This is a genomic window from Bacteroides sp. D1 (assembly GCF_000157095.2).
GTDB classification, from domain to species: domain Bacteria; phylum Bacteroidota; class Bacteroidia; order Bacteroidales; family Bacteroidaceae; genus Bacteroides; species Bacteroides xylanisolvens.
On the sequence record NZ_JH114346.1, the window covers coordinates 44,808 to 68,843 of the forward strand.

Consider the following 24,036-nt stretch of genomic DNA (forward strand, 5'->3'; position numbering starts at 1 on the left):
GGGGAGGGGTGCTGTGAAGCAGTCCTCTTCTTTTTTATTCGATTATCTTTGCATCCTCAATATCATCATCGTCATGTACCACCGGAGTCTTCGGACGACGACGGGTAAACTTGAACCAGTTGATTAATTCGGTAAGCGAATAAACCAAACTACTCACACCAATAATTATAAATGCAGTATTACGTGCTCCTGTCGGATTAAACAAAGCGATGATACCTGCAATAAGAATCAATGAAGGAACCAGGTAAAACGCTCCCGGAACAGGCATCCACCGACGTGCCATCGATAAAGAAGCAATCTGTTGCACTCCTCCCATTATCAGGATAAATCCCAATAGAAACATCAGAACATCTGCAAAGAATTCAGGCATCACAATCAGCCAAAGTCCAAATAATAAACTGCCGATTCCTTCTATCGGGAAACGGGGAGCCGCCTCACCTTCCTGTCTTTTCCGGCCGAAATAGCCAAAAAGGCTGATAACACCGGGAATTAAAAAGGCAACACCAACTGTAATGACAATATAGCTGGCAGCCGCATTTGGCCAAATCACGAGTACCAATCCTATCACAAGTGCAAAGAGAATACGAATAAGAGAATAATTCATTGTCTTCATAAATTCTATATTTTTTAACCGAGTCTGTTCCAATACTTTTGCGAATATAAGTGTTTCTACTGATATATAAAAATAACAAATAAACATTGTAATAAGTTCGTAATAATATCGTTATGACGATTACATCCCACATTGATATTTTTGCAAAAAATTTAGACGGTTCTCTTTCAGTATGAAACAAAGTGAAATAAAAAAATCACTGCAAGATATATATGAAACATTGAAAGCTCTCTACCGAACAGTGTATCAAGCAATATAAGTTGAAACCGGACCGGACCGATGTTATTGTACCTGCTGCTGAAATATTTCTCGAGATAGCTACTCATATAAAAGCCACCGGAATTATTGTACCTACCATCAGACTGTTCGACGGTATCATCAATAGTCTGTACACGCAAAATATGAACAAGGTTTAATTCTCTACAATCTTGATGCATCAATACAAAAAGCTCCTGATACTAGTGTATATTCAAACTTTGTATCGGGAGTTTTTGTCTCATCTTGCTATAATGTACAGATTCGTCCTTAAAGAGGTAAATATTCAAATTTTGTTCTCTATATTTGTGTAACTATATATTTGATAAGATGGATATAAAACTTAGAATTGAACAACCTTCGGATTATAATGAAACCGAAAATGTCACACGGGAAGCCTTTTGGAATCATTTTTCTCCGGGATGTGACGAACATTATCTGCTCCATATCATGCGTAACCATCCCAAATTTGTACCGGAACTCGATATTGTTGCAGAACTTAATGGCAAGATTGTCGGCAATGTGGTCTGCCTTAAATCATTTATCATGGCGGATGACGGTAACCAATATGAAGTATTGAGTCTGGGGCCCATTTCTGTTCTTCCCGAATATCAACAGAAAGGTATTGGAGGAAAAATGATTGCGCTGACCAAAGAACGAGCTTTCGATATGGGATTTCGTGCCATTTTACTTTGCGGTGATCCGGATTATTACCTCCGGCAAGGATTCATTCCTGCTGAAACATTAGGGATTCGCACCGAAGATAATATGTATGCCACAGCTCTTCATGTTTGTGAACTGTATGATGATGCTTTAGCCAACGCTAAAGGACGCTATATAGAAGATGAAATATATCAGATTGATAAATCAGCGGCTAATGAGTTCGATAAGCGATTCCCTCCAAAGGAAATTATAGTTGGCACTCCGTCACAAAAGCGATTCGATCAGATAGTAGTGATGCGGAGAAAAGCGATTTAAGGTTGAATAAACTTAAATCGCTTGATTTATACATTACGGAAGTTCTATCGTGCTATGCCATCAAGCAACTATTATTTAACATAGCTACTATTCTTTGTCTCTTCATAGTTACAAAGCATTAAAATATATAATTGGGACAGAGAGAAAAAATGCCTTAACAATTGATGAAACCTATCTTATAGAAACTATAGTTTACAAAAAGTCACCATTGACACTTTGTAATTCTTAATCTACCAGGAATCGTTTCTTTCCTCCCTTTTATTGGAATAAAGAGTTTCTGCCACTGTAGAGGAATTTGCTTAAATCGTTATTCTATAATCAGGCACGATATATACACTTTTTGATACGTCATCAAGTTTTTTACCACCAAAGAGATATTATCTATACCAATAAAGTTCCCTTTTATTCTTTTCTATTTATCATTATCAAAGACCGAAATAGAAAAGCCAATGGAAGGAAAGTAGAAAATACTAACAATATTTACGACATAGCGACACTATCCCAATGGTTTGCTTACTCTATCCATAGCTTTTGGTGACATTATCCGCATCTTTTGCTTACTTTATCCTTATGTTTTTCACAAATATAACGATGCTTTTCAGTGAAAAACACGGTGCTTTTGTACAAAACAAGCAAAATTTTCAGCATTTTAAAGTTTTTTGCTTGCTAACAGAGAAAAATAACAAAACATGTGAGATAGCAAAATCCCTGATTACACAAACAATCGTCAGTATAATCAGGGATTCTAAAACTTTATGTAAAAAGTGTAGAGATGACGAAAAGTTTAGTACTGAATCACCTTGTCACTACTAACAGTCTTATACCAATCTGTGGTTGAGCTCTGATCGTGTGCCCAATCTGCAAATTTAGAATATGCATTCGTTATCACTGTTGTTTCTGTTGGATAAGCAAATTTATCAGGAACACAAAGAGCCCAAGTATTATTAACTGCCTTGATTACTTCGAGCACTTCATTATCTGCTAATTGGCCATTCGCCGTAGCCGAATTAAAATGAGTCAAATGGATTTCCGTTCTCTTTTGACCTATCCCCTGATAAGCAATGAAGAAGTCTAAGCCATCTGTCACACTAGGGACAGATATTGTATTCTTAAGTTTGACGTTCACTTCAAGAATGTATATATCGGTCAGAGGGGTACTAGCATTCCCTGTATTCAACATGAGACGTTGTGCTCCTGTATATCCATATATAATGTGCGTCTCCTAAATGCGCTGTCACTGTGCCGTTTTCAATCGCTGCCGGTTGAACCAGATAACGTTTGTGCTCATCTATGCGTGCAACAAACACCTTATCAAGCGCTGTTGCACAATCCATCACCACATTCAAAGTCGTACTTTGATTGACAGTTCCTTCCGCTAAGAGTTTTGCTGTACTTCCCGGACTTAATGGATCGGCATCAAATATTTGTATCTTATAATCTACTCCCTGATCTCCATTAACTGACACACACGCTATCACACTTCGTGACACTGTCCAATCACCATCAAGATCGATGTTTTTTACAGGAAAAGTTTCTTCGTAAATTTGCTTCAGTTGATCTGCATCAAACAGGTTTTTCTCATTATCAACACAACTGATAAAACTGATGGAAGACGCCAACAACGAGAAAGTGAATACTTTTGCAATGTTCTGTTTCATAATCTTTTAATGCTTTAGTTTGTTTTATTTGCGAAAAACATAAATCACTACTAATCAATAACCAGCAATGACGCACAAAGATAATTGTATTTATAAACATTATACAAATTACATTGCATTTTCCGATTTGCAGTTAACATCTTTTAAAGCGCCTCACTCTAATTATTTATATTAGAAGACAGTTAGTTATATCGTTGAATATTAAAATTTTAATACTATTTATTCAATAGTATACAGCAAAAAAAGAGTTGCATGGAAATATGCAACTCTTCATAAAAAGACAAAGATTCAGCGCTACAAATCTCTATTTCTTTCATCTCCCCCACTGACAAGATAAAAATCAAAGACTAAAAGGGGAAAATCAATGGCAATACAAAAATCATCACGATTCCCATAATAATCTGCAATGGCAATCCTACTTTTACATAATCCATAAAGGTATATTGTCCGGCAGGCATCACCAAGGCATTAGGCGGCGTAGAGAACGGAGAAGCAAAACACATACTTGCACCTACCGTCACGGCAAACAGGAAAGGAACCGGACTGACTCCAATCTGTATGGCACTTTGCAAAGCAATCGGAGCAAGCAAAACAGCGGTAGCCGTATTACTAATAAACATCGTCATCAACGAAGTCGTAAAATAAATACCTGCCATCAATGCAATCGGTCCGTATGATCCCAAACCGTTCACCAATGTATTGGAAATATATTCCGAAGCTCCCGTTTTCTCCAATGCCAGAGACATAGGAAGCATGGCAGCGATCAATACAATACTTTCCCAGTTGATCGTTTTATAAGCCGCTTCCACATTGCGGAAACATCCCGTAAGCACCATCAATATACCCGCTATCATAACGGCTGTAACCGGAGCTACCGGAATGAAATCAAAAACCATCATTGCCACCATTAACACCATAATAGCAGCTGCTACCGGAGCTTTATAATCTAACGTAACTTTAGCCGCTTCCGCCAAAGGTTGCCCCAAAACAACCCAATCAGCATCTTCCTTGCTAAGACGGGCTATATTATTCCATGTTCCTTGCACCAAAAGCACGTCACCACTATGAATACGCTCATTCCCCAAATCTTGCAATAAATATTCCTTTTTACGACGAACCCCTAATACGTTCACATTAAACTTATCACGGAAACCAGCTTCTTTAATTGTCTGGTTTATCAAATTAGAAGATGGCATCAATACTATTTCAGCAATACCGATATCATAAAAATCAAGCGAATTAGTCGTACTTTTTGTTTCTTCCGTTGCATGGTCGCCCAAGATCTCCAGCAGGTAATCTTCCGCAAAGAGTTGCACCTTATCAAAGTCCCCAGTCACATACAAAATATCCTCTACTTCTAACATCGTGTCCGGTGCAGCAAACTTTTGAGTAATCGTTTTCAGAAAACGATGTTGCGATGCATCACCACGACGAACTTCCATAATATTCAAACCATATTTACGACGAATATCCAGATCGATTATTGTCTTCCCCAAAAGCCGTGAATCTTTTATCACCTGTAAACGAAACAAATTACTGGAAAGTCCATATTCATTAACCAACTGTTTCAATGACTTGCCCGAACGTTTATTATCATCTTTCTGTCCTTTTTTAGAAAGAAACCATTTACTAAGCGGCATCAGAACCAGTGTACCGACAATTACACAGACAATGCCGACAGGCAGGAAAGAGAAGAAAGAAAGCGGCTCAAGTCCGGCGGAAGTCAACGTATTCTGTATCACAAGGTTCGGCGGAGTACCAATCAGAGTCATCATACCTCCCATACTACTTGCAAAAGCCAACGGCATCAACAGCCTGCTGGGATTCATGCCGGCACTCATCGCCAGACTAACAACAATAGGAAGCATCAATGCCACCGTACCTGTGTTACTAACAAACGCGCCAATGACAGAAGTCACCAACATCACCAATAAAAACAACCGGATCTCACTGGTTCCCGCAAGTTTAAGAATTCGGGAACTAATCATTTTTGCCAGTCCCGTCTGGAAAATAGCCCCTCCTACAACAAACAATCCGATCATCATAATGACTACCGAATTGGAAAAACCGGAGAGTGCCTCGTCAGGAGTTAATATCTGAAAAACAAGTAAGGCTATCAGCGCACATAGCGCCACAATATCCGAACGAACCTTGCCGTTCACGAAAAAGACAGCCGAAAGAACGAGAATAATAATGGTTATCAGCATACGTAATTAAATGATTGTTTTATTTTGACTCTATCAAAACTAATTTAGATGAACAAAAATAGAAAATACTCCAGCGCTATTAAAACAAATTAGAAATGATTTTAGTTCATGAGACATCATTTAATATTTTAATACATTTTACCTCTAAAAAAAAGATTCAACATCACTCTAAATATCATACTATATAGGAATTATAAGATACCATACACCCACATTCTACACATTATATTTTATTACATCCTCACAATGTAACATTGAAAAATAATAGATTTATGTATTATCTTTTTGATAGTTAAAGAACAATTCATATCTTTACACCCTATTTATATCAAACATTTTATGGCAAACAATATTTTGTTAATTTTCTGGATTGGTGAAGTACCTTGGGGTTATAATTATTTACTAGTAATTATTTTACTCCTTATCATCAGCATTTTATTATATAGAATCCACAAATTACACAAAACGATTAAAAAGACCAATCATTCCTATCGTTTTTCTTTTGATATTCTCGACAACCTTCCTTTTCCGATCTTCGTAAAAGACATTGCAAATGATTTCCGATACTATTACTGGAATAAAGAATCAGCCGTTCAATCCGGTATCAGTAGTGAAGAGGCTATCGGACATACTGACTACGAAATATACGGAGAAGAAAGAGGAGAAAAATACCGGAATATCGACAAAGAACTCGTACAAGAAGGCAAAGTATACCGCAAAGAAGAAAAATATATCACTCCCGATGGAATCACCCATGATACGATTGCTGTAAAATCAATTATTTCATGGGAAGGGGAAAAAAGATGGCTGCTGGCAACCCGATGGGATATCACCCAACTCAAGAATTATGAAAGAGAATTGGTTGCAGCCAAAGAAGAACTGGAAAAAGCATTGAAGAAGCAGAAACTAGCTCTAAAAAGTATTGACTTCGGGCTTATCTATATTGATAAAAATTACCGGGTGCAATGGGAAGAAACAAGACAAATCGCCAGCCTGGTAAAAGGAAGACGATACATACCGGGAAAAATTTGCTATCAGACCAGTGCACTTCGTAATGAACCATGTGGGCAATGTGCTTTCAAGAAAGCAATCGAACAAGGCAAAATAATCCGACATACAATCAGAGTAGACGATGTAGATTTTGAAGTGACCGCAACTCCCGTTTTTGGCGACGAAAAAGAAACTGAAATTATTGGCGGATTACTTCGTTTTGAAAACATCACAGAAAAACTAAAAATGAATAGAATGTTGCAAGAGGCAAAGGAAAAAGCCGAAGAATCCAATCGACTAAAATCTGCCTTTCTCGCTAATATGAGCCATGAAATACGAACCCCACTAAACGCAATTGTAGGATTTTCCGAAATGGTTTGCCAGACAGAGGAGGAAGAAGAGAAACAGGAGTTCGTGAAAATAATCTCCAGCAACAACATCTTATTATTGCAACTGATAGACGATATTCTGGATCTTTCCAAAATCGAAGCCGGTACTATGGAATTCACATTTGCGCAAACTGACATTAATGAACTGATGGAAGGTATTTGCAGACAAATGCAAGAAAAAAACTCTTCACCGGACGTACAAATCGTATTCACAGAGAGAGCAAATCAATGTATTATTAATACAGACCGCATACGCTTATCACAGGTTATCATCAACTTTACAAACAATGCCTTAAAGTTCACTTCCAAGGGTTCTATCGAAATGGGATACCGGATTGAAGAAGCAAGTGATGAAATATACTTTTATGTAAAAGATACAGGTATCGGAATTCCTGCTGACAAAATAGACAAGGTGTTCGAACGTTTCGTCAAACTGAATTCGTTTATTAAAGGAACAGGTCTCGGATTAGCCATCTGCCGTGTCATAGTAGAGCGGCTGGGAGGAGTTATCGGAGCGGAATCTAAAGAAGGAGAAGGTTCTTGTTTCTGGTTCAAAATTCCAAGAACAGAGAATATTGAGAAATAGTAAACAGAATACCGAAAAGCCTTGGATTTATAAAATCACTCTTTTTGCTGTTACTGATTATGAAGTATACCCTGTAAGATGATAATACTGCCCCGCTACTTTACATTATTACCACTACTAATGAAATGTACCCCAAAAGTTTTATATCCAACTTTTAGGGTACACATTTTATTTAGCAAGAAGGATTTTTCGGAAACCTTCTTATTCTATAAACTTCATGTAAGAGTGTGCTTAAAGTGCAGTCTCTAATATTCTACGAGCAACAGCACCTGTTACATTTCCATTCTCACCATATTTAGCACCACGTTCATTGAAGCGGCGTTCGATTTCCAGAATAGTTTCCTGTCCGATGTTCTCTTCATGCAAACGTGTAGTCAGTCCCAGTGAACGGAAAAATTCTTCGGTACGGCAAATTGCTTCATCAATCCGCTCTTCTCTTGTACCGGAAGTAATTCCCCAAACTCTTTCACCATACTGCAAAAGTTTATCCCCTTTTTCTTCATGAAGCACTTGCAACGTGGCAGGAAGAACAATGGCTAACGTATGGCCATGTGTCAATCCGTGCAAAGCAGTAATTTCATGCCCGATCATGTGAGTAGCCCAGTCTTGAGACACTCCCATAGCAATAAATCCATTCAATGCCATTGTAGCCGAAAGCATAAAATCAGCCATCAGTTGATAATCATGCTGGTTTTCACGAATTTTCGGAGCAATCTCCACCAGAGTTTGCAGAATACCTTCTGCCCAACGGTCCATAACGCGACTCTGTCTGGGAGTAGTCATATATTGCTCCATCACATGAGCATAGGTATCAGCCAATCCACAAGCTACCTGATGAGGTGGCAAGGTAAAAGTTACTTCCGGATCAAGAATAGAGAAGATTGGATAGTTGGCATAAAAAGGATATTTCTCTTTCGTTTCACGACGGGAAATAACTGCTCCGTTATTCATTTCCGAACCGGTAGCAGGCAAAGTCAATACAGTGGAAAGAGGTACAGTATGAGTTACCGGGCGTCCGGCAAGTACTAAATCCCAGGCATCACCATCATACAGGATTCCTGCGGAAATCAATTTCGTACCGTCAATAACAGAACCGCCGCCAACAGCCAGCAAATAGTCCACTTTCTCTTCTTTTCCCAAAGCAATCGCTTTACGGAGAGTTTCGATGGCAGGATTGGGTTCGATTCCCCAAAATTCTACCGTAAAATGGTCCTTCAATGCTTCCTTTACCTGATCGTACACTCCGTTTTTCTTCACGCTTCCGCCGCCAAAAGTAATCATAATACGTTTGTCGGACGGTATTTCTTTAGCCAGCCGGGCAATCATCCCTTTTCCCATGATTAGTTTCACAGGATTTTGAAAAATAAAATTTTCCATATCTTAGTCTATTGTTACTATTTTGGTTATTAGTCACTATCCTTGCAAAGATACATGATTTATCCGAAGCCTGTCAGAATCAAGCAAAGAATTGTTGTGCCACGGAAGGAACCATAGCCGACAACCAGGGTTTCATATCCTCTGCTACCAATAACCAATACAATAATAATATAATGAAAATGGCAATAGCGATACCTACTAAAACTTTTCTCTGTTTCATAATTGTTTTTGTTTAAATATTCAATATTTATAAGAACAGTTCAGGTTGAAAATTGTTCTATATCAGAAAAATGAAGGCAAAAGAGAAAAAAAGTCATATTTTGTTTGCTGTTTCAAACAAAGTGTCTATATTTGCCCCCATAAAATTACAAAAGACAATGAGAACAATGTTAGTAAATACATATTGGTGGTGGCGCCCGTTACAACTCCGACAGTCGTAAGGGAGCAGTGCTCGTATGTATATACCTCATTAAAGATATAACAAATTTGAAAGAGCCCTGTCGCAACCTGCGACAGGGCTCTTTTTATTTACCCCCGTTTCAAAACAGATTCAATAATAACATAAAAATAGATATAGGATTATGAAAAGTTTTTTAGTTGACCAGGATGGCTATTACGGAGAATTCGGCGGTGCTTACGTACCAGAAATCCTCCACAAATGTGTTGAGGAACTAACGAATAAGTACCTCGAAGTGATTGAAAGCGAAGATTTTAAGAAGGAGTTCGACCAGTTGCTACGTGACTACGTAGGACGTCCCTCCCCACTCTATCCGGCCAAACGCCTTTCTGAAAAGTACGGTTGCAAGTTGTATCTGAAGCGGGAAGACCTGAATCATACAGGTGCTCACAAAATCAACAACACCATCGGACAAATCTTACTGGCACGCCGCATGGGAAAGAAGCGTATCATCGCCGAAACCGGAGCCGGACAACATGGAGTAGCAACAGCTACCGTCTGTGCATTGATGGATATGGAATGTATCGTTTATATGGGAAAGACGGACGTAGAACGCCAGCACATCAATGTAGAGAAAATGAAAATGTTGGGAGCCACCGTTATCCCCGTTACTTCCGGCAACATGACTCTGAAAGATGCAACCAACGAAGCGATCCGCGACTGGTGCTGTCATCCTGCCGACACTTATTATATCATCGGATCTACCGTAGGTCCTCATCCCTACCCTGACATGGTAGCACGTCTGCAATCTGTTATCAGCGAAGAAATCAAAAAGCAACTGCAAGAAAAAGAAGGACGCGATTATCCGGATTATCTGATAGCCTGCGTGGGAGGAGGAAGTAATGCTGCCGGAACGATTTATCATTATATCAACGACGAACGGGTAGGCATTATCCTGGCGGAAGCGGGAGGTAAAGGAATAGAAACCGGAATGACCGCCGCTACCATCCAACTCGGCAAAATGGGAATTATCCACGGAGCACGTACCTATGTCATCCAAAACGAGGACGGACAGATAGAGGAACCATACTCCATTTCCGCCGGACTGGATTATCCGGGCATTGGTCCGATACACGCTAACCTTGCCGCCCAAAGCCGTGCCAACGTATTGGCAATCAACGACGACGAAGCGATAGAAGCTGCCTACGAACTAACCAAACTCGAAGGTATTATCCCTGCATTGGAATCCGCCCATGCATTAGGAGCTTTGAAAAAATTGAAGTTCAAGCCGGAAGATATCGTTGTATTGACTGTTTCGGGACGAGGAGACAAAGATATTGAAACCTATTTGTCGTTTAACGAACAGCTATAAATAATTAGTCAACCATCATTCGCAATCAATAATCAAGCAATTATAGAAATGAAAACATTTAATTATACTACCCATAACAAACAAGTGCTCGGAGATATGCATACTCCCGTCAGCATTTATCTGAAAGTGCGCGACATGTATCCTCAATCCGCATTAATGGAAAGTTCCGATTATCATGCCGGAGAAAATTCCCTGTCATTTATAGCCCTTTGTCCCTTGGCAAGCATCGGTGTAAACGGTGGCATTGTCACTGCCAACTATCCCGATAATAGCCGTACGGAAGAACCGCTGACAAAAACATTCAATGTAGAAAAGGCTATGAACCGGTTTATCAACCAGTTCCAGGTGACCGGAGATAATAAGAATGTGTGCGGACTTTACGGATATACGACGTTTAATGCCGTGAAGTACTTCGAGCACATCCCGGTGAAAGAAAGTCATGATGAGCAAAACGATGCTCCGGATTTACTATACATATTATATAAGTATGTCATTGTTTTCAATCATTTCAAAAATGAGCTGACATTAGTTGAAATGTTGTCCGAAGGAGAAGAAAGCGGTTTGCCGGAACTGGAAGCAGCCATCGAAAACCGGAATTATGCTTCCTACAATTTCTCTGTAACAGGCCCCGTAACCAGCCCCATCACCGACGAAGAGCACAAAGCAAATGTGCGCAAAGGAATCGCACACTGTATGCGCGGAGATGTTTTCCAAATCGTGCTTTCCAGAAGATTTATCCAACCATACGCCGGAGATGATTTCAAAGTTTATCGCGCACTCCGCAGCATCAATCCTTCTCCTTATCTTTTCTATTTCGACTTCGGAGGATATCGTATCTTTGGTTCTTCGCCGGAAACACATTGCAAAATCGAAAACGGTCGCGCCTACATTGATCCGATTGCAGGAACCACCCGTCGCACGGGAGACACAGTAAAAGACCGCGAATTGACAGAGGCTTTACTGGCCGACCCTAAAGAAAATGCAGAGCATGTCATGCTGGTTGATCTTGCAAGAAACGACCTTTCACGTAATTGTCATGACGTACGGGTGGTATTCTATAAGGAACCACAATATTATAGCCATGTTATTCACTTGGTAAGCCGTGTCAGCGGTATGCTGAATGAAGGCGCAGACAAAATAAAAACGTTTATTGACACGTTCCCGGCCGGTACGTTAAGCGGTGCCCCCAAAGTACGCGCTATGCAGTTAATCAGTGAAATCGAGCCACATAATCGTGGAGCCTACGGTGGCTGCATCGGCTTTATCGGATTGAATGGCGAATTAAACCAAGCAATCACCATCCGTACTTTTGTAAGCCGCAACAACGAACTCTGGTTCCAGGCCGGAGGAGGTATCGTAGCACGCAGCCAAGATGAATACGAACTGCAAGAGGTGAACAATAAACTGGGAGCACTGAAAAAAGCAATTGATTTAGCTGTCAAATTAAAAAATTAACCGTCCCAAATAGTCAGCCTAAAAAATAATTGCTGTTGCCTGAAAAAAGATTCCCGTTGCCTAAACGCTTCTATTTCTTTAGGCAGAAAAGCAGAGATAGTATTTGAACAACCATTTTACAATGACAATAAAAATGAAAATATTACTTTTAGATAACTACGACTCTTTCACTTATAACCTGCTGCATGTAGTGAAAGAATTAGGGGCTACAGATATAGAAGTAGTCCGCAACGACCAGATAGAGCTTGATGAAGTAGATCGTTTTGATAAAATCATCCTGTCTCCCGGACCGGGCATACCCGAAGAAGCCGGCTTGTTACTACCTATTATTAAGAGATACGCTCCGACCAAAAGCATTCTAGGGGTTTGCCTGGGTCATCAGGCTATCGGCGAAGCCTTCGGAGCACGTCTGGAAAATCTCAAAGAAGTATATCATGGCGTACAAACTCCGGTAAGTATCATTCGTCAGGACCTGCTTTTTGAAGGATTAGGAAAAGAAATCCCTGTTGGAAGATATCATTCCTGGGTAGTCAGCCGGGAAGGCTTTCCGGACTGTCTGGAAATAACAGCAGAAAGCCAGGAGGGACAAATCATGGCAATCCGCCATAAAACGTATAATGTACATGGTATTCAGTTCCATCCCGAATCAGTATTAACTCCGCAAGGAAAAGAAATTATCAAAAACTTCTTAAACGATTAAACTTATGAAACAGATTCTATACAAACTTTTCGAACATCAATATTTGGGACGCGATGAAGCACGCACCATTCTACAGAACATCGCGCAAGGGAAATATAACGATGTGCAAGTGGCCTCACTCATCACCGTCTTTCTGATGCGTAATATTTCCGTAGAGGAATTATGCGGTTTCCGTGACGCACTGTTGGAAATGCGTATTCCGGTCGATTTGAGTGATTTCGCTCCGATTGATATCGTAGGAACCGGAGGTGACGGAAAAAATACATTCAATATTTCTACAGCTTCCTGCTTCACAGTTGCCGGAGCCGGCTTCCCGGTTGTGAAACATGGTAACTATGGAGCAACGTCGGTCAGTGGTGCCAGTAATGTAATGGAGCAACACGGTGTAAAATTCACCAGTGATGTAGACCAACTGCGTCGCAGCATGGAAAAATGCAATCTTGCTTATCTACATGCCCCTTTATTCAATCCGGCATTAAAAGCAGTAGCTCCGGTTCGTAAAGGATTGGCAGTGCGCACTTTCTTCAATATGCTAGGTCCATTGGTAAATCCGGTATTACCTGCTTACCAATTGTTAGGAGTTTACAATCTACCGTTACTTCGCCTTTACACCTATACTTATCAGGAAAGCAAGACGAAATTTGCCGTTGTTCATAGCCTTGACGGATATGATGAGATTTCTCTGACCAATGAGTTTAAAGTGGCAACCAGCGATCATGAAAAGATTTACACTCCCGAAAGCCTCGGCTTCTCCCGTTATAAGGATATTGATCTGGATGGCGGACAAACACCGGAAGATGCAGCTAAGATTTTCGATCATATCATGAATAATACAGCTACGGAAGCTCAAAAAAATGTAGTGATAGTCAACTCCGCTTTCGCTATCCATGTGATTCGTCCGGAAAAGACAATTGAAGAATGTATTGCTCTTGCCAAAGAATCATTGGAAAGCGGACGTGCATTAGCAACACTAAAAAAATTCATCGAATTGAATAGTTAATTTGATTTACGATTAGCAAGTCTGATTATAAATATAAAAACAAACGAACTGATGAAAGATATATTATCCGAGATTATAGCAAACAAACGATTTGAAGTTGACCTGCAAAAGCAGGCTATTTCTATCGAACAATTACAGGAAGGTATCAGCGAATCTCCGACTCCCCGCTCTATGAAGCAGGCATTAGCCTCTTCCGCATCAGGTATTATCGCCGAGTTCAAGCGGCGCTCTCCTTCCAAAGGATGGATACAAGAAGAAGCGCGTCCGGAAGAGATCGTTCCCTCCTATGCAGCGGCAGGTGCCTCCGCCCTTTCCATCCTTACTGATGAGAAGTTTTTCGGAGGAAGCCTGAAAGATATCCGCGCCGCACGCCCTTTGGTGGAAATTCCCATCCTTAGAAAGGACTTCATCATTGACGAATACCAGCTTTACCAAGCTAAAATTGTCGGTGCAGATGCCGTACTTCTTATCGCAGCCGCACTGGAACCGGAAAAGTGCAATGAACTGGCAGAGAAAGCTCATGAATTAGGTATGGAGGTCCTACTAGAGATTCATAGTTCCGAAGAACTGGCGTACATCAACAAAGGAATAGATATGGTAGGTATCAACAACCGTAATCTGGGTACTTTCTTCACCGATGTAGAAAACTCTTTCCGCCTGGCCGGACAACTTCCTCAAGATTCGGTACTGGTATCTGAAAGCGGCATCTCCGATCCGGAAATAGTTAAACGCCTCCGGGCAGCCGGATTCCGGGGATTCCTGATCGGCGAAACATTTATGAAAACACAGCGACCGGGAGAAACTTTACAGAATTTCCTGCAAGCCATTCAATAAACTAATTATTCAAAACGGACAGCCCTATGATTAACGGAAAAATTATCAAAGTATGCGGTATGCGAGAAGCTGAAAACATACAGGACGTAGAGGCTATCGAAGGCATAGATATGCTGGGATTCATCTTTTATCCTAAATCTCCCCGATGTGTCTACGAGCTTCCGGCTTACCTGCCCACTCATGCCCGGCGTGTCGGCGTCTTTGTCAATGAAGATAAGCAAGTGGTCAGCATGTATGCTGATCGTTTCGAACTGAATGATGTGCAACTCCACGGAAATGAATCGCCGGAATACTGCCGGTCCTTACATTCTACCGGATTGAAAATCATCAAGGCCTTTTCCGTAGACCGCCCCAAAGACTTGAAAAAGGTGTATGACTACGAAAAAGTCTGTGATCTTTTTCTGTTCGATACCAAATGCGAGCAATATGGTGGTTCGGGAAATCAATTTGATTGGAGCATATTACACACATATAACGGAGATGTACCTTTCCTTTTGAGCGGAGGTATCAACTCATACAGTGCCAATGCCCTGAAAGAATTCAAGCATCCCCGGCTTGCCGGATATGATCTCAACAGCCGTTTTGAAACCAAACCGGGAGAAAAAGATCCGGAGCGTATCCGGACATTTTTAAACGAATTAAAATCATCACTTTAAAATTCCAACGTCATGAATAGAATTAATCAACTTTTCAATAGCAACAAGAAAGACATACTTTCTATTTATTTTTGTGCCGGCACCCCCACTTTAGATGGTACTGCCAATGTAATCCGCACACTCGAAAAACATGGAGTAAGCATGATTGAAATCGGTATTCCTTTCAGTGATCCGATGGCAGACGGCATTGTTATCCAGAATGCCGCTACCCAAGCATTGCGCAACGGCATGTCTTTAAAACTTCTTTTTGAACAATTGCGGGATATTCGCAAGGACGTAAAAATACCACTTGTATTCATGGGGTACTTAAATCCAATCATGCAATTCGGATTTGAAAACTTCTGCCGTAAATGCGTGGAATGCGGTATTGATGGTGTTATCATCCCCGATCTCCCTTTCCGTGATTATCAAGAACATTATCGTATCATTGCAGAGCGCTACAACATCAAAGTGATTATGCTCATCACACCGGAGACCAGCGAAGAACGGGTACGCGAAATAGATACACATACCGACGGATTCATTTACATGGTTTCATCAGCAGCAACTACCGGAGCACAACAGAATTTCAACGAACAAAAACAGGCATACTTCAAGAAAATAAAAGATATGCATCTGAACAATCCGTTGATGATAGGATTTGGCATCTCCAATAAAGCGACGTTCCAGGCAGCTTGCGAACACGCTTCCGGAGCTATCATCGGCAGTAAGTTCGTTACTCTGCTCGAAGAAGAAAAAGACCCGGAAAAAGCCATCCTTAAATTAAAAGAAGCGGTGAAATGATTTATGATTTATAATTTATGAATTATGATTTATGCGAATCAGCAGTTGAATCCAGGGCATTGGTAATTCTAATAAATTAATCAAGTGTGAGGGATGTGAGGGAGGTTCACATGAATGATAAATCTACAAAATCATTCGAAAACTCATAAATCATAATTCATAAATCATAAATCACTATTTTTTCCTATCTTTGCCAGCGTTTTAACAGTAATTCAACAATTATGAGAGCAGAAACCCCTTCCGTTTTGTTAATTTACACGGGTGGAACTATCGGAATGATAGAGAATCCGGAAACAGGTGCTTTAGAAAACTTCAACTTCGATCATTTGCTTAAGCATGTACCCGAACTAAAAAGATTCAACTACCGCATCTCTTCCTACCAATTTGATCCCCCTCTCGACTCTTCGGATATGGAACCTGCTTACTGGGCAAAGCTAGTAAAGATTATCAATTACAATTATGATTATTTTGATGGTTTTGTCATCCTTCACGGAACAGATACGATGGCTTACACAGCCTCTGCATTAAGCTTTATGCTCGAAAACCTAAGCAAGCCCGTCATTCTCACCGGTTCCCAGTTACCAATCGGAACTTTGCGCACAGACGGAAAAGAAAATCTCATCACAGCCATTGAGATCGCAGCTGCCAAAAACACGGATGGTACGGCCATTGTTCCTGAAGTATGTATTTTCTTTGAAAATCATTTGATGCGTGGCAACCGTACTACCAAAATTAATGCGGAGAATTTTAACGCTTTTCGCTCTTTCAATTATCCACCCTTGGCACGGGTAGGCATCCACATCAAATATGAACCTAATCTCATCCGGAAACCGGACCCGACAAAACCATTAAAGCCACATTATCTATTTGACACTAATGTAGTTATTTTGACCCTCTTCCCTGGTATTCAGGAGAGTATCGTAACTTCTCTGCTTCATGTTCCCGGATTGAAGGCAGTTGTCATGAAAACCTTCGGTTCAGGAAATGCCCCGCAAAAGAAATGGTTCATCCGCCAACTAAAGGAAGCTACCGATCGCGGAATTATCATTGTCAACATCACACAGTGTGCCTCCGGAGCAGTAGAGATGGGACGTTATGAAACAGGAATGCACCTTTTGGAAGCAGGTGTAATCAGCGGATATGACAGCACTCCCGAATGTGCCATAACAAAGCTCATGTTTTTATTGGGACATGGATTACCCAACAAGGATATCCGATATAAAATGAACTCCTGCTTAATAGGAGAAATTACTAAGTCTTAAATTAAATACACTTAATATAATCCTTTGATTTTCATTTTAAGCAGTCTTATAAAAGTGAAAATCAAGGGATTTCTCTTCATCATCACCGAGACTTCATCAAACCTAAACGAGCCAAAGAAGAACCAAAACGGAAGTATAGTTGTTTTCACCCTATAAAATAACAGAAAAAACATTTCCAATAAAAGATATGCAGTTATTTTTGTGATGGATTTGGTTACAAACAATCAAGCAATAATACATTATGATGAAGAAAACAGTTCAATTTGTGCCCATTATTGCAATAGCAATAGCAGGTACTATGTTTAGTTGTGTGGACTCCGGAAAGGATCTCTATGATCCGTCTTATGAAACACCTAACCCGATGGGAGACGGCTTTGCTGCTCCCGATGATATCGATTGGAACATGATAACCACAAAAAATGTTTCAGTCGAAGTGAAAGATGAAGAAGGAGGGCAATTTGCTTATTTAATTGAAATATATGCAGAAGATCCTTTGACTAACGAAAATGCTTCCGTACTCGCTACAAGGACAGCTAACAAAGAAAACAACTTTAAATTTACAGCTGCTGTCAGCCTGCTCCCCACTCAAAAGGGTATTTACGTGAAACAAACCGACCCAAGAGGACGTGAACAGGTATATCAGTTCGATGTGCCGGAAAACAGCGATAATATTACCTGTAAGCTCTATTATGCAGAATCTGCAGCACAGAATAGAGCATTAATGAGTCGTGGTGTCGCTACAAGAAGTCTCGCATTTGAAAAGCCGGATTATTCTTCCATACCATCTGACGCTAAAGAAGTTACAGAAATGACAGGAACGACTTTACTGCGTAATGCTAATTACAAAATCACCTCTGACTATAATGGTATATTCAAATTTGACGGATATGACGGTGATATTGCAACCAGAGTTTATGTAGATGCCCAATGGACTATTCCTGCAACTTTCCAATTCCAGAACGGAATTGAAATCATTGTGATGAACAATGCAAAAATTAATGCATCAGGAACCATGACGTTCATCAGAAACTCCATGCTGACTATCATGGAAAAAGGAGAAGTAAACGCAGACGATGTATCATTCACCAATGGAGCGCCTGCTGCATTAAGAAACTGGGGGACACTGGCGGTAACAAATACCATGATTCTACATTCCGGTGCAACGCTCTACAACAAAGGAACCATAACAAGCAGAGACATCTCAATCAATTCTAACACAAAAATTGTGAATGATAATAAAATTGAGCTTGAAGGTACATTAAATCTGCCATCTAATTTCTCACTAGAAAATAACGGAGAGATTTATGGTAAGGAATTAATTGCAAATTCTAATGCTGTTGCTACCAATAACAACATCATGAGATTTACAACTATCAGCCTCACCAATACAACATTCAACAATGCTTGCAGCCTGGAAGCCACAACTTCTTTCTATGCAAACGGAGCAACATTCAACTTTACCCAAGGATATTTAAAAGCTCCTACGATGGAGTTTGTTAATGGGACAGTCAACTTGAGCAATGGTTCTATGCTGGATGCAACTACAAGTATTTACATGAATACAGCTCATGCTAAATTTTACGGAAAAGGCGAAAATACTTCTATGATAAAATCTCCGGTTATAACCGGACAAGGTTTTACGTATGACGGAAATTTAGTTATTGAATGTGATAATCATGTTGAAAAAAGCCCACATTGGAACAACTTCCATGTACAAAATGGCGCATACTTCACTAAAATGGGAGAATCCAAAGTCGTGATAGAAGTCTGCACGGGTACTAAGAATAATGGAAATGAAGGAGAAGAGCCAGAAGATCCTAAATTCCCGATCATCATGGATGACACTCGTAATTACGCTTATCTATTTGAAGACCAGTGGCCTTTATATGGAGATTACGATATGAACGACCTTGTTTTGATTATCAAAGAAAGAAAGATTTCCATCAACAAGGATAATAAGGCAGAAGAGTTCACGCTAAGTCTTGATTTATCGGCTGCCGGAGCTACGAAGAGCATCGGAGCTGCTATCATGCTGGACGGTGTTCCTGCCAGTGCTATCACACAACCGGTGGTGTTCAGTGATAACTCTCTTGCTAAAAACTTTAATGTGAATAGTAATAAGATTGAGAACGGCCAGGACTATGCTGTTATCCCATTATTTGACGATGCTCACAACGCATTGGGAAGAGACCGTTACGAACAGATTAATACCATTAAAGATCATTCTGCCAATACGAATCCTAAAAATATCAGTTTCACTATCAAGTTCAGCAACCCAATTTCTGTGGATGAGCTTAATATCAACAAACTGAATGTGTTCATCTTCGTAGAAGGAAACAGAAACCAGCGTAAAGAGATCCATATCGTCGGTTACCAACCCACTAAGTTAGCAAATACCGACTTGTTCGGAGGCAACAACGACGATAGCTCTACTTCCCGCAAAAGATATTACATCAGTAAAGATAACCTGGCATGGGGAATCATGGTTCCGACAGACTTCAAATGGCCTTTGGAATATGTGAATATCAAATCTGCTTACTCGCTGTTCGAAAGTTGGGTAACAAGTGGCGGTACTAAGAATGAAGAATGGTGGAAAACTTTTGATTCATCAAGAGTCTATAAATAAGCCAAACAGTCAATCATCAACACGGATTTCATGAAAGTTGAAATCCGTGTTTTTTCATCAAGATACTGTTAGTCGCAATTAATAGAAAAAAAACATATATCACGAATTTTACTCTCCAGAATGGAGATTATTCTAAAATAATATCTATATTTGCAGTGTATCACAAATATAATGTGACAACAATCTCAATCAATAAATCAAATAACAAAGCAAGCGATAGAAAGGTCTATTCGTATGAAGAAAAAAATATTACTAGTCGACGATAAATCGACAATCGGAAAAGTGGCCGGTGTGTATCTAGGAAAAGAGTATGATTTTACCTATTTGGAAGATCCCATCAAAGCAATAGAATGGCTTAATGAAGGCAATGTACCTGACCTCATTATTTCAGACATTCGTATGCCTCTTATGATGGGTGATGAATTTTTAAGATACATGAAGAACAATGAATTATTCAAGTCAATTCCTATCGTTATGTTATCCAGCGAAGAAAGTACAACGGAAAGAATCAGACTACTGGAAGAAGGAGCAGAAGACTATATCCTGAAACCATTCAACCCATTGGAACTCAAAATCCGAATCAAAAAGATTATTGACTAATACCGGGTCTTCTACACATGCAATATTTTGTTTATATAGGCAGAGATAGCAAAACAATAGAACTACTCTCCCGACTAAGTATTGGGGTATTCTATGCTGCGTCCAATTGTAGCAAAGCTGTCAAAGTATTGGAGAAAGTACGCGAAAAATATGACGCAGCCCTATTTTTCGAACAGGTGAACTTATCCCAAGATATTGCAGATATCCAATACATGCGCAAAAAATATCCGGGACTTTATATGATACTCGTCATCGATTCCTTGTCTAAGGAAGAAGCATCCGAATATCTTAAAGCCGGCATTAACAATACAATCAAATATGAAACGAGCCAAGAGGCTTTAAAGGACTTATCGACTTTCCTTAAACGAAGAAAAGATCAGAAAATAAAGGCACTTCAGCTTAAAACACAAAATATTAATGCTTTCCGGTTGCCTTTATGGAAACGAACTTTTGATATATTCTTTTCGGGAATGGCGATATTATGCCTTTCTCCTCTCCTAATATTTACTGCATTAGCTATCCGGTTAGAAAGCAAGGGCCCCATTATCTACAAATCCAAGCGAGTAGGAAGTAACTATCAGATATTCGACTTCCTTAAATTCCGTTCGATGTACACTGATGCCGACAAGCATTTAAAGGATTTCAATGCTCTTAACCAGTATCAACAGGAAGATGAGGATATCTGGGGGGAAGAACTGGAACCGGATATTAATGAAGAAGCCGACGAAGAAGAAATCCTCCTGATATCGGACGATTTCGTAATCTCCGAAGAAGACTACATCAACAAGAAGTCCAAAGAAAAAAGCAATGCTTTCGTTAAATTGGAAAATGACCCGCGAATAACAAAGATAGGACGCATTATCCGTAAATATAGTATTGACGAATTACCTCAGCTTATTAATATTTTAAAGGGGGATATGTCAATAGTAGGCAACCGTCCTCTCCCACTCTATGAAGCCGAATTGCTGACAAGCGATGAGCACATCGACCGTTTCATGGGTCCGGCCGGATTGACCGGTTTATGGCAGGTAGAGAAAAGAGGTGAAGCCGGTAAACTTTCTGCCGAAGAACGTAAGCAGTTGGATATTACCTATGCAAAGACATTCTCTTTCTGGTTGGATATAAAGATTATTCTGAAAACAGTTACTGCATTCATTCAAAAAGAGAACGTATAATCTCCTTCCAGATGATAGACTCTTATATCTACATAATAGATGACCTGATATTCTTCTGTACAGGGCTTTTGCTGCTATACCTCTTTGTGATGGCCGTAGCTTCACATTGCAAACATATCACTTACCCTAAAGCTCAAAAAGCATATCGTTGCGCCATTCTCGTTCCAGAAGGAAGCCTTCTTCCATATATATATAAAGAAGAATCATATGAGTTTATCACATACAGCGATCTGCATCAGACAATCCACAGTTTAGACCCAGAGCACTACGATCTGGTTCTCTTTCTATCCCATACAGCATCCGCTTTATCTCCGCAATTCTTAGACAAGATATACAATGCCTATGATGCTGGTATACAAGCCGTCCAGCTACATACGGTGATAGAAAACCACAAAGGTTTCCGTAATCACTTCTGTGCCATACGTGAAGAAATAAAAAACAGCCTTTGCAGAGCCGGTAATACACAATTCGGACTATCATCCTATTTGCTTGGAACCAACATGGTAATCGATCTGAAATGGCTGCAAAAGAACATGAAAAGTTCCAAAACCAATATTGAGCGAAAGTTATTCCGACAGAATATATACATTGACTACCTACCGGACGTAATTGTTTACTGCCAATCCGCTCCGGTCTGCCCTTATCGGAAACGTATCCGGAAAACGACTTCTTACTTACTCTCTTCCATATTTGAGGGAAACTGGAGTTTCTGCAACCGGATCGTACAACAATTGACACCTTCTCCACTTAAATTATGTATCTTCGTAAGCGTTTGGGCTTCGTTGATAACCGTATACAATTGGACCTTATCATTCGGATGGTGGATCGCACTCTTCGGTCTATTAATCACTTACAGCCTGGCAATCCCTGATTATCTGGTAGAAGACAAAAAGAAGAAAAAACATTCAATATGGAGAAAAAAACACTTAAACAACGAATTAAAGAAAACCCCGGCTTGAAACAGGCTGTGCATCGTTTCATCATGCATCCCGTTAAAACTCGCCCCAACTGGTGGATACGGCTCTTCGATTTCATATACCTGAAACGTGGAAAGGGTTCTGTCATCTACCGGAGTGTCCGCAAAGACCTCCCTCCTTTCAACCGGTTCTTCTTGGGAAAATATTCTGTTGTCGAAGATTTCTCCTGTCTGAACAATGCAGTTGGCGACTTAACAATCGGAGATTATACACGCATCGGATTAAGAAATACAATCATAGGTCCGGTTCATATCGGCAACCACGTCAATCTGGCACAGAATGTAACAGTCACAGGACTCAACCACAATTACCAGGATGCGGAAAAGATGATTGATGAACAAGGAGTCAGCACACTGCCTGTTGTCATTGAGGATGATGTATGGGTAGGCGCCAATTCGGTCATTCTACCGGGAGTAACCTTAGGAAGACATTGCGTAGTGGCTGCCGGAAGCGTAGTCAGTCATTCCGTTCCACCTTATTCAATATGCGCCGGATGCCCTGCAAGAATCATAAAAGCATACGATTTCGAGACTAAAGAGTGGAAGAAAGTAGAGAAAACGCCTGCCACTAACCATAAATAGTGAGAACTACTACATAATATACCTCATAAAGGTGATTGTGACTCATACTGAAACGAACTATCTTTGCAGTATCAGAATTGAATTAATTAGTCATAATTTTATTACGTAGCCACATTTAAGTAAAAAATGAAATAGAATCCTGCCGAAGCGATTTCGTCGGGATTTTGTTTTTTATTACCCTCCTAACCTGCAAGATCAAGCAACCCTATTCATCGATAAGTTTTCGTCTACAAAATAGTGACGCTATCCGGCAAGGATAGTGACGGTATATGTCCGGGATAGCAACGGTATCGTTGTCATATACCGTCACTATTTTTTCGCTTGCATGGACGGCTCAGTTGTAATTCTTGGGGGATTAAATTTAGTCAATTCCCTTCATGCATATACCTTTGCTAGCCTAAAAAGGAAGAAGCTCATATCCACTACTCCTCTAAATGATGCCCTAAATGCTTTGATTTTAGCATTAAATGCTTCCGCTGCTGCATTTGTACTCCTGTTCACAAAGAAGTTCAGAATCCTTTCATAATGATTCTCAATAGAGTTTGCTACTGTTGTGAATGTATCG

Annotated in this window: 22 protein-coding genes and 1 pseudogene; 16 read left to right on the top strand and 7 right to left on the bottom strand. The window is 40.1% G+C overall.

All coding sequences use genetic code 11. The features are described 5' to 3' along the window. Positions 1 to 34: 34 nt before the first annotated feature. Positions 35 to 613 carry an HdeD family acid-resistance protein gene (locus tag BSAG_RS06375; protein ID WP_004315724.1) on the bottom strand — a complete coding sequence of 193 codons (579 nt, stop codon included), beginning with the start codon at positions 611 to 613 and terminating at the stop codon, positions 35 to 37. 193 nt (positions 614 to 806) lie between these two features. On the opposite strand from BSAG_RS06375, the pseudogene BSAG_RS25735 reads away from it, so the two are divergent. Both BSAG_RS25735 and BSAG_RS06370 read left to right on the top strand, forming a co-directional pair. After that, positions 807 to 1,029, top strand: a pseudogene (locus BSAG_RS25735) (Ppx/GppA family phosphatase); the annotation flags it as partial. Positions 1,030 to 1,198: 169 nt separating this feature from the next. Beyond that, the gene (locus BSAG_RS06370; protein WP_004315722.1) at positions 1,199 to 1,846 is read left to right on the top strand and encodes a GNAT family N-acetyltransferase; all 648 of its coding nucleotides are present in this window, start codon (positions 1,199 to 1,201) and stop codon (positions 1,844 to 1,846) included. A gap of 784 nt (positions 1,847 to 2,630) precedes the next feature. Here the strand turns inward: BSAG_RS06370 and BSAG_RS26200 are convergent. The 3 genes from BSAG_RS26200 to BSAG_RS06365 form a co-directional block, all read right to left on the bottom strand. Next, positions 2,631 to 2,972, bottom strand: a complete 342-nt coding sequence (locus BSAG_RS26200; protein WP_232286458.1) for an LruC domain-containing protein — start codon at positions 2,970 to 2,972, stop codon at positions 2,631 to 2,633. A gap of 31 nt (positions 2,973 to 3,003) precedes the next feature. Next, positions 3,004 to 3,504 (bottom strand): hypothetical protein, encoded by a 501-nt coding sequence (locus BSAG_RS26205; RefSeq protein WP_004315720.1) that lies wholly within the window; start codon positions 3,502 to 3,504, stop codon positions 3,004 to 3,006. A gap of 347 nt (positions 3,505 to 3,851) precedes the next feature. Further along, positions 3,852 to 5,711, bottom strand: a complete 1,860-nt coding sequence (locus BSAG_RS06365; protein ID WP_004315719.1) for an SLC13 family permease — start codon at positions 5,709 to 5,711, stop codon at positions 3,852 to 3,854. A 339-nt stretch (positions 5,712 to 6,050) separates the two neighbouring features. Here BSAG_RS06365 and BSAG_RS06360 point away from each other — a divergent pair, with 339 nt between their 5' ends. After that, complete coding sequence (locus BSAG_RS06360; RefSeq protein WP_004315718.1) at positions 6,051 to 7,676, top strand: PAS domain-containing sensor histidine kinase; 1,626 nt, start codon at positions 6,051 to 6,053, stop codon at positions 7,674 to 7,676. 231 nt (positions 7,677 to 7,907) lie between these two features. Here the strand turns inward: BSAG_RS06360 and BSAG_RS06355 are convergent, their stop codons facing one another. After that, positions 7,908 to 9,053, bottom strand: a complete 1,146-nt coding sequence (locus BSAG_RS06355; RefSeq protein WP_004315717.1) for an iron-containing alcohol dehydrogenase — start codon at positions 9,051 to 9,053, stop codon at positions 7,908 to 7,910. A 79-nt stretch (positions 9,054 to 9,132) separates the two neighbouring features. Next, entirely contained in the window at positions 9,133 to 9,273 is a 141-nt protein-coding gene (locus BSAG_RS25330; RefSeq protein ID WP_004300101.1) for a hypothetical protein, read from the bottom strand. 361 nt (positions 9,274 to 9,634) lie between these two features. On the opposite strand from BSAG_RS25330, the gene trpB reads away from it, so the two are divergent. The 13 genes from trpB (at position 9,635) to BSAG_RS06290 (ending at position 23,471) form a co-directional block, all read left to right on the top strand. Continuing rightward, positions 9,635 to 10,822 carry a tryptophan synthase subunit beta gene (trpB, locus tag BSAG_RS06350; RefSeq protein WP_004315716.1) on the top strand — a complete coding sequence of 396 codons (1,188 nt, stop codon included), beginning with the start codon at positions 9,635 to 9,637 and terminating at the stop codon, positions 10,820 to 10,822. Positions 10,823 to 10,870: 48 nt separating this feature from the next. Beyond that, positions 10,871 to 12,277, top strand: coding sequence for an anthranilate synthase component I family protein (locus tag BSAG_RS06345; RefSeq protein ID WP_008770620.1), 1,407 nt, complete (start codon positions 10,871 to 10,873; stop codon positions 12,275 to 12,277). Positions 12,278 to 12,410: 133 nt separating this feature from the next. Further along, positions 12,411 to 12,977 (top strand): anthranilate synthase component II, encoded by a 567-nt coding sequence (locus BSAG_RS06340; RefSeq protein ID WP_008770619.1) that lies wholly within the window; start codon positions 12,411 to 12,413, stop codon positions 12,975 to 12,977. A 4-nt stretch (positions 12,978 to 12,981) separates the two neighbouring features. Next, entirely contained in the window at positions 12,982 to 13,977 is a 996-nt protein-coding gene (gene trpD / locus BSAG_RS06335; RefSeq protein ID WP_004316609.1) for an anthranilate phosphoribosyltransferase, read from the top strand. Positions 13,978 to 14,028: 51 nt separating this feature from the next. After that, positions 14,029 to 14,811, top strand: a complete 783-nt coding sequence (gene trpC / locus BSAG_RS06330) for an indole-3-glycerol phosphate synthase TrpC (RefSeq protein ID WP_004316611.1) — start codon at positions 14,029 to 14,031, stop codon at positions 14,809 to 14,811. A gap of 26 nt (positions 14,812 to 14,837) precedes the next feature. Further along, positions 14,838 to 15,467 carry a phosphoribosylanthranilate isomerase gene (locus tag BSAG_RS06325; protein WP_004316613.1) on the top strand — a complete coding sequence of 210 codons (630 nt, stop codon included), beginning with the start codon at positions 14,838 to 14,840 and terminating at the stop codon, positions 15,465 to 15,467. 12 nt (positions 15,468 to 15,479) lie between these two features. Beyond that, complete coding sequence (gene trpA, locus BSAG_RS06320) at positions 15,480 to 16,250, top strand: tryptophan synthase subunit alpha (protein WP_004316614.1); 771 nt, start codon at positions 15,480 to 15,482, stop codon at positions 16,248 to 16,250. A 221-nt stretch (positions 16,251 to 16,471) separates the two neighbouring features. After that, positions 16,472 to 17,512: an asparaginase gene (locus tag BSAG_RS06315; protein ID WP_004316615.1), complete on the top strand. Its 1,041-nt coding sequence runs from the start codon at positions 16,472 to 16,474 to the stop codon at positions 17,510 to 17,512. A gap of 241 nt (positions 17,513 to 17,753) precedes the next feature. Then, positions 17,754 to 20,138, top strand: coding sequence for an LruC domain-containing protein (locus BSAG_RS06310; RefSeq protein ID WP_004316617.1), 2,385 nt, complete (start codon positions 17,754 to 17,756; stop codon positions 20,136 to 20,138). 234 nt (positions 20,139 to 20,372) lie between these two features. Beyond that, positions 20,373 to 20,738: a PleD family two-component system response regulator gene (locus tag BSAG_RS06305; protein WP_004300114.1), complete on the top strand. Its 366-nt coding sequence runs from the start codon at positions 20,373 to 20,375 to the stop codon at positions 20,736 to 20,738. Between the two features lie 17 nt (positions 20,739 to 20,755). After that, positions 20,756 to 21,913: a sugar transferase gene (locus tag BSAG_RS06300; protein ID WP_008016368.1), complete on the top strand. Its 1,158-nt coding sequence runs from the start codon at positions 20,756 to 20,758 to the stop codon at positions 21,911 to 21,913. 11 nt (positions 21,914 to 21,924) lie between these two features. Then, positions 21,925 to 22,872: a glycosyltransferase family 2 protein gene (locus BSAG_RS06295; RefSeq protein WP_004316626.1), complete on the top strand. Its 948-nt coding sequence runs from the start codon at positions 21,925 to 21,927 to the stop codon at positions 22,870 to 22,872. Continuing rightward, a complete protein-coding gene (locus tag BSAG_RS06290; RefSeq protein WP_004316628.1) occupies positions 22,824 to 23,471 on the top strand; it encodes an acyltransferase in 648 nt (215 codons plus the stop codon). The genes BSAG_RS06295 and BSAG_RS06290 overlap by 49 nt, the downstream gene beginning before the upstream one ends. Before the next feature lie 375 nt (positions 23,472 to 23,846). Here the strand turns inward: BSAG_RS06290 and BSAG_RS24525 are convergent. Next, the coding region (locus BSAG_RS24525) for a transposase (RefSeq protein WP_008997328.1) at positions 23,847 to 24,036 on the bottom strand (190 nt) is incomplete at its 5' end.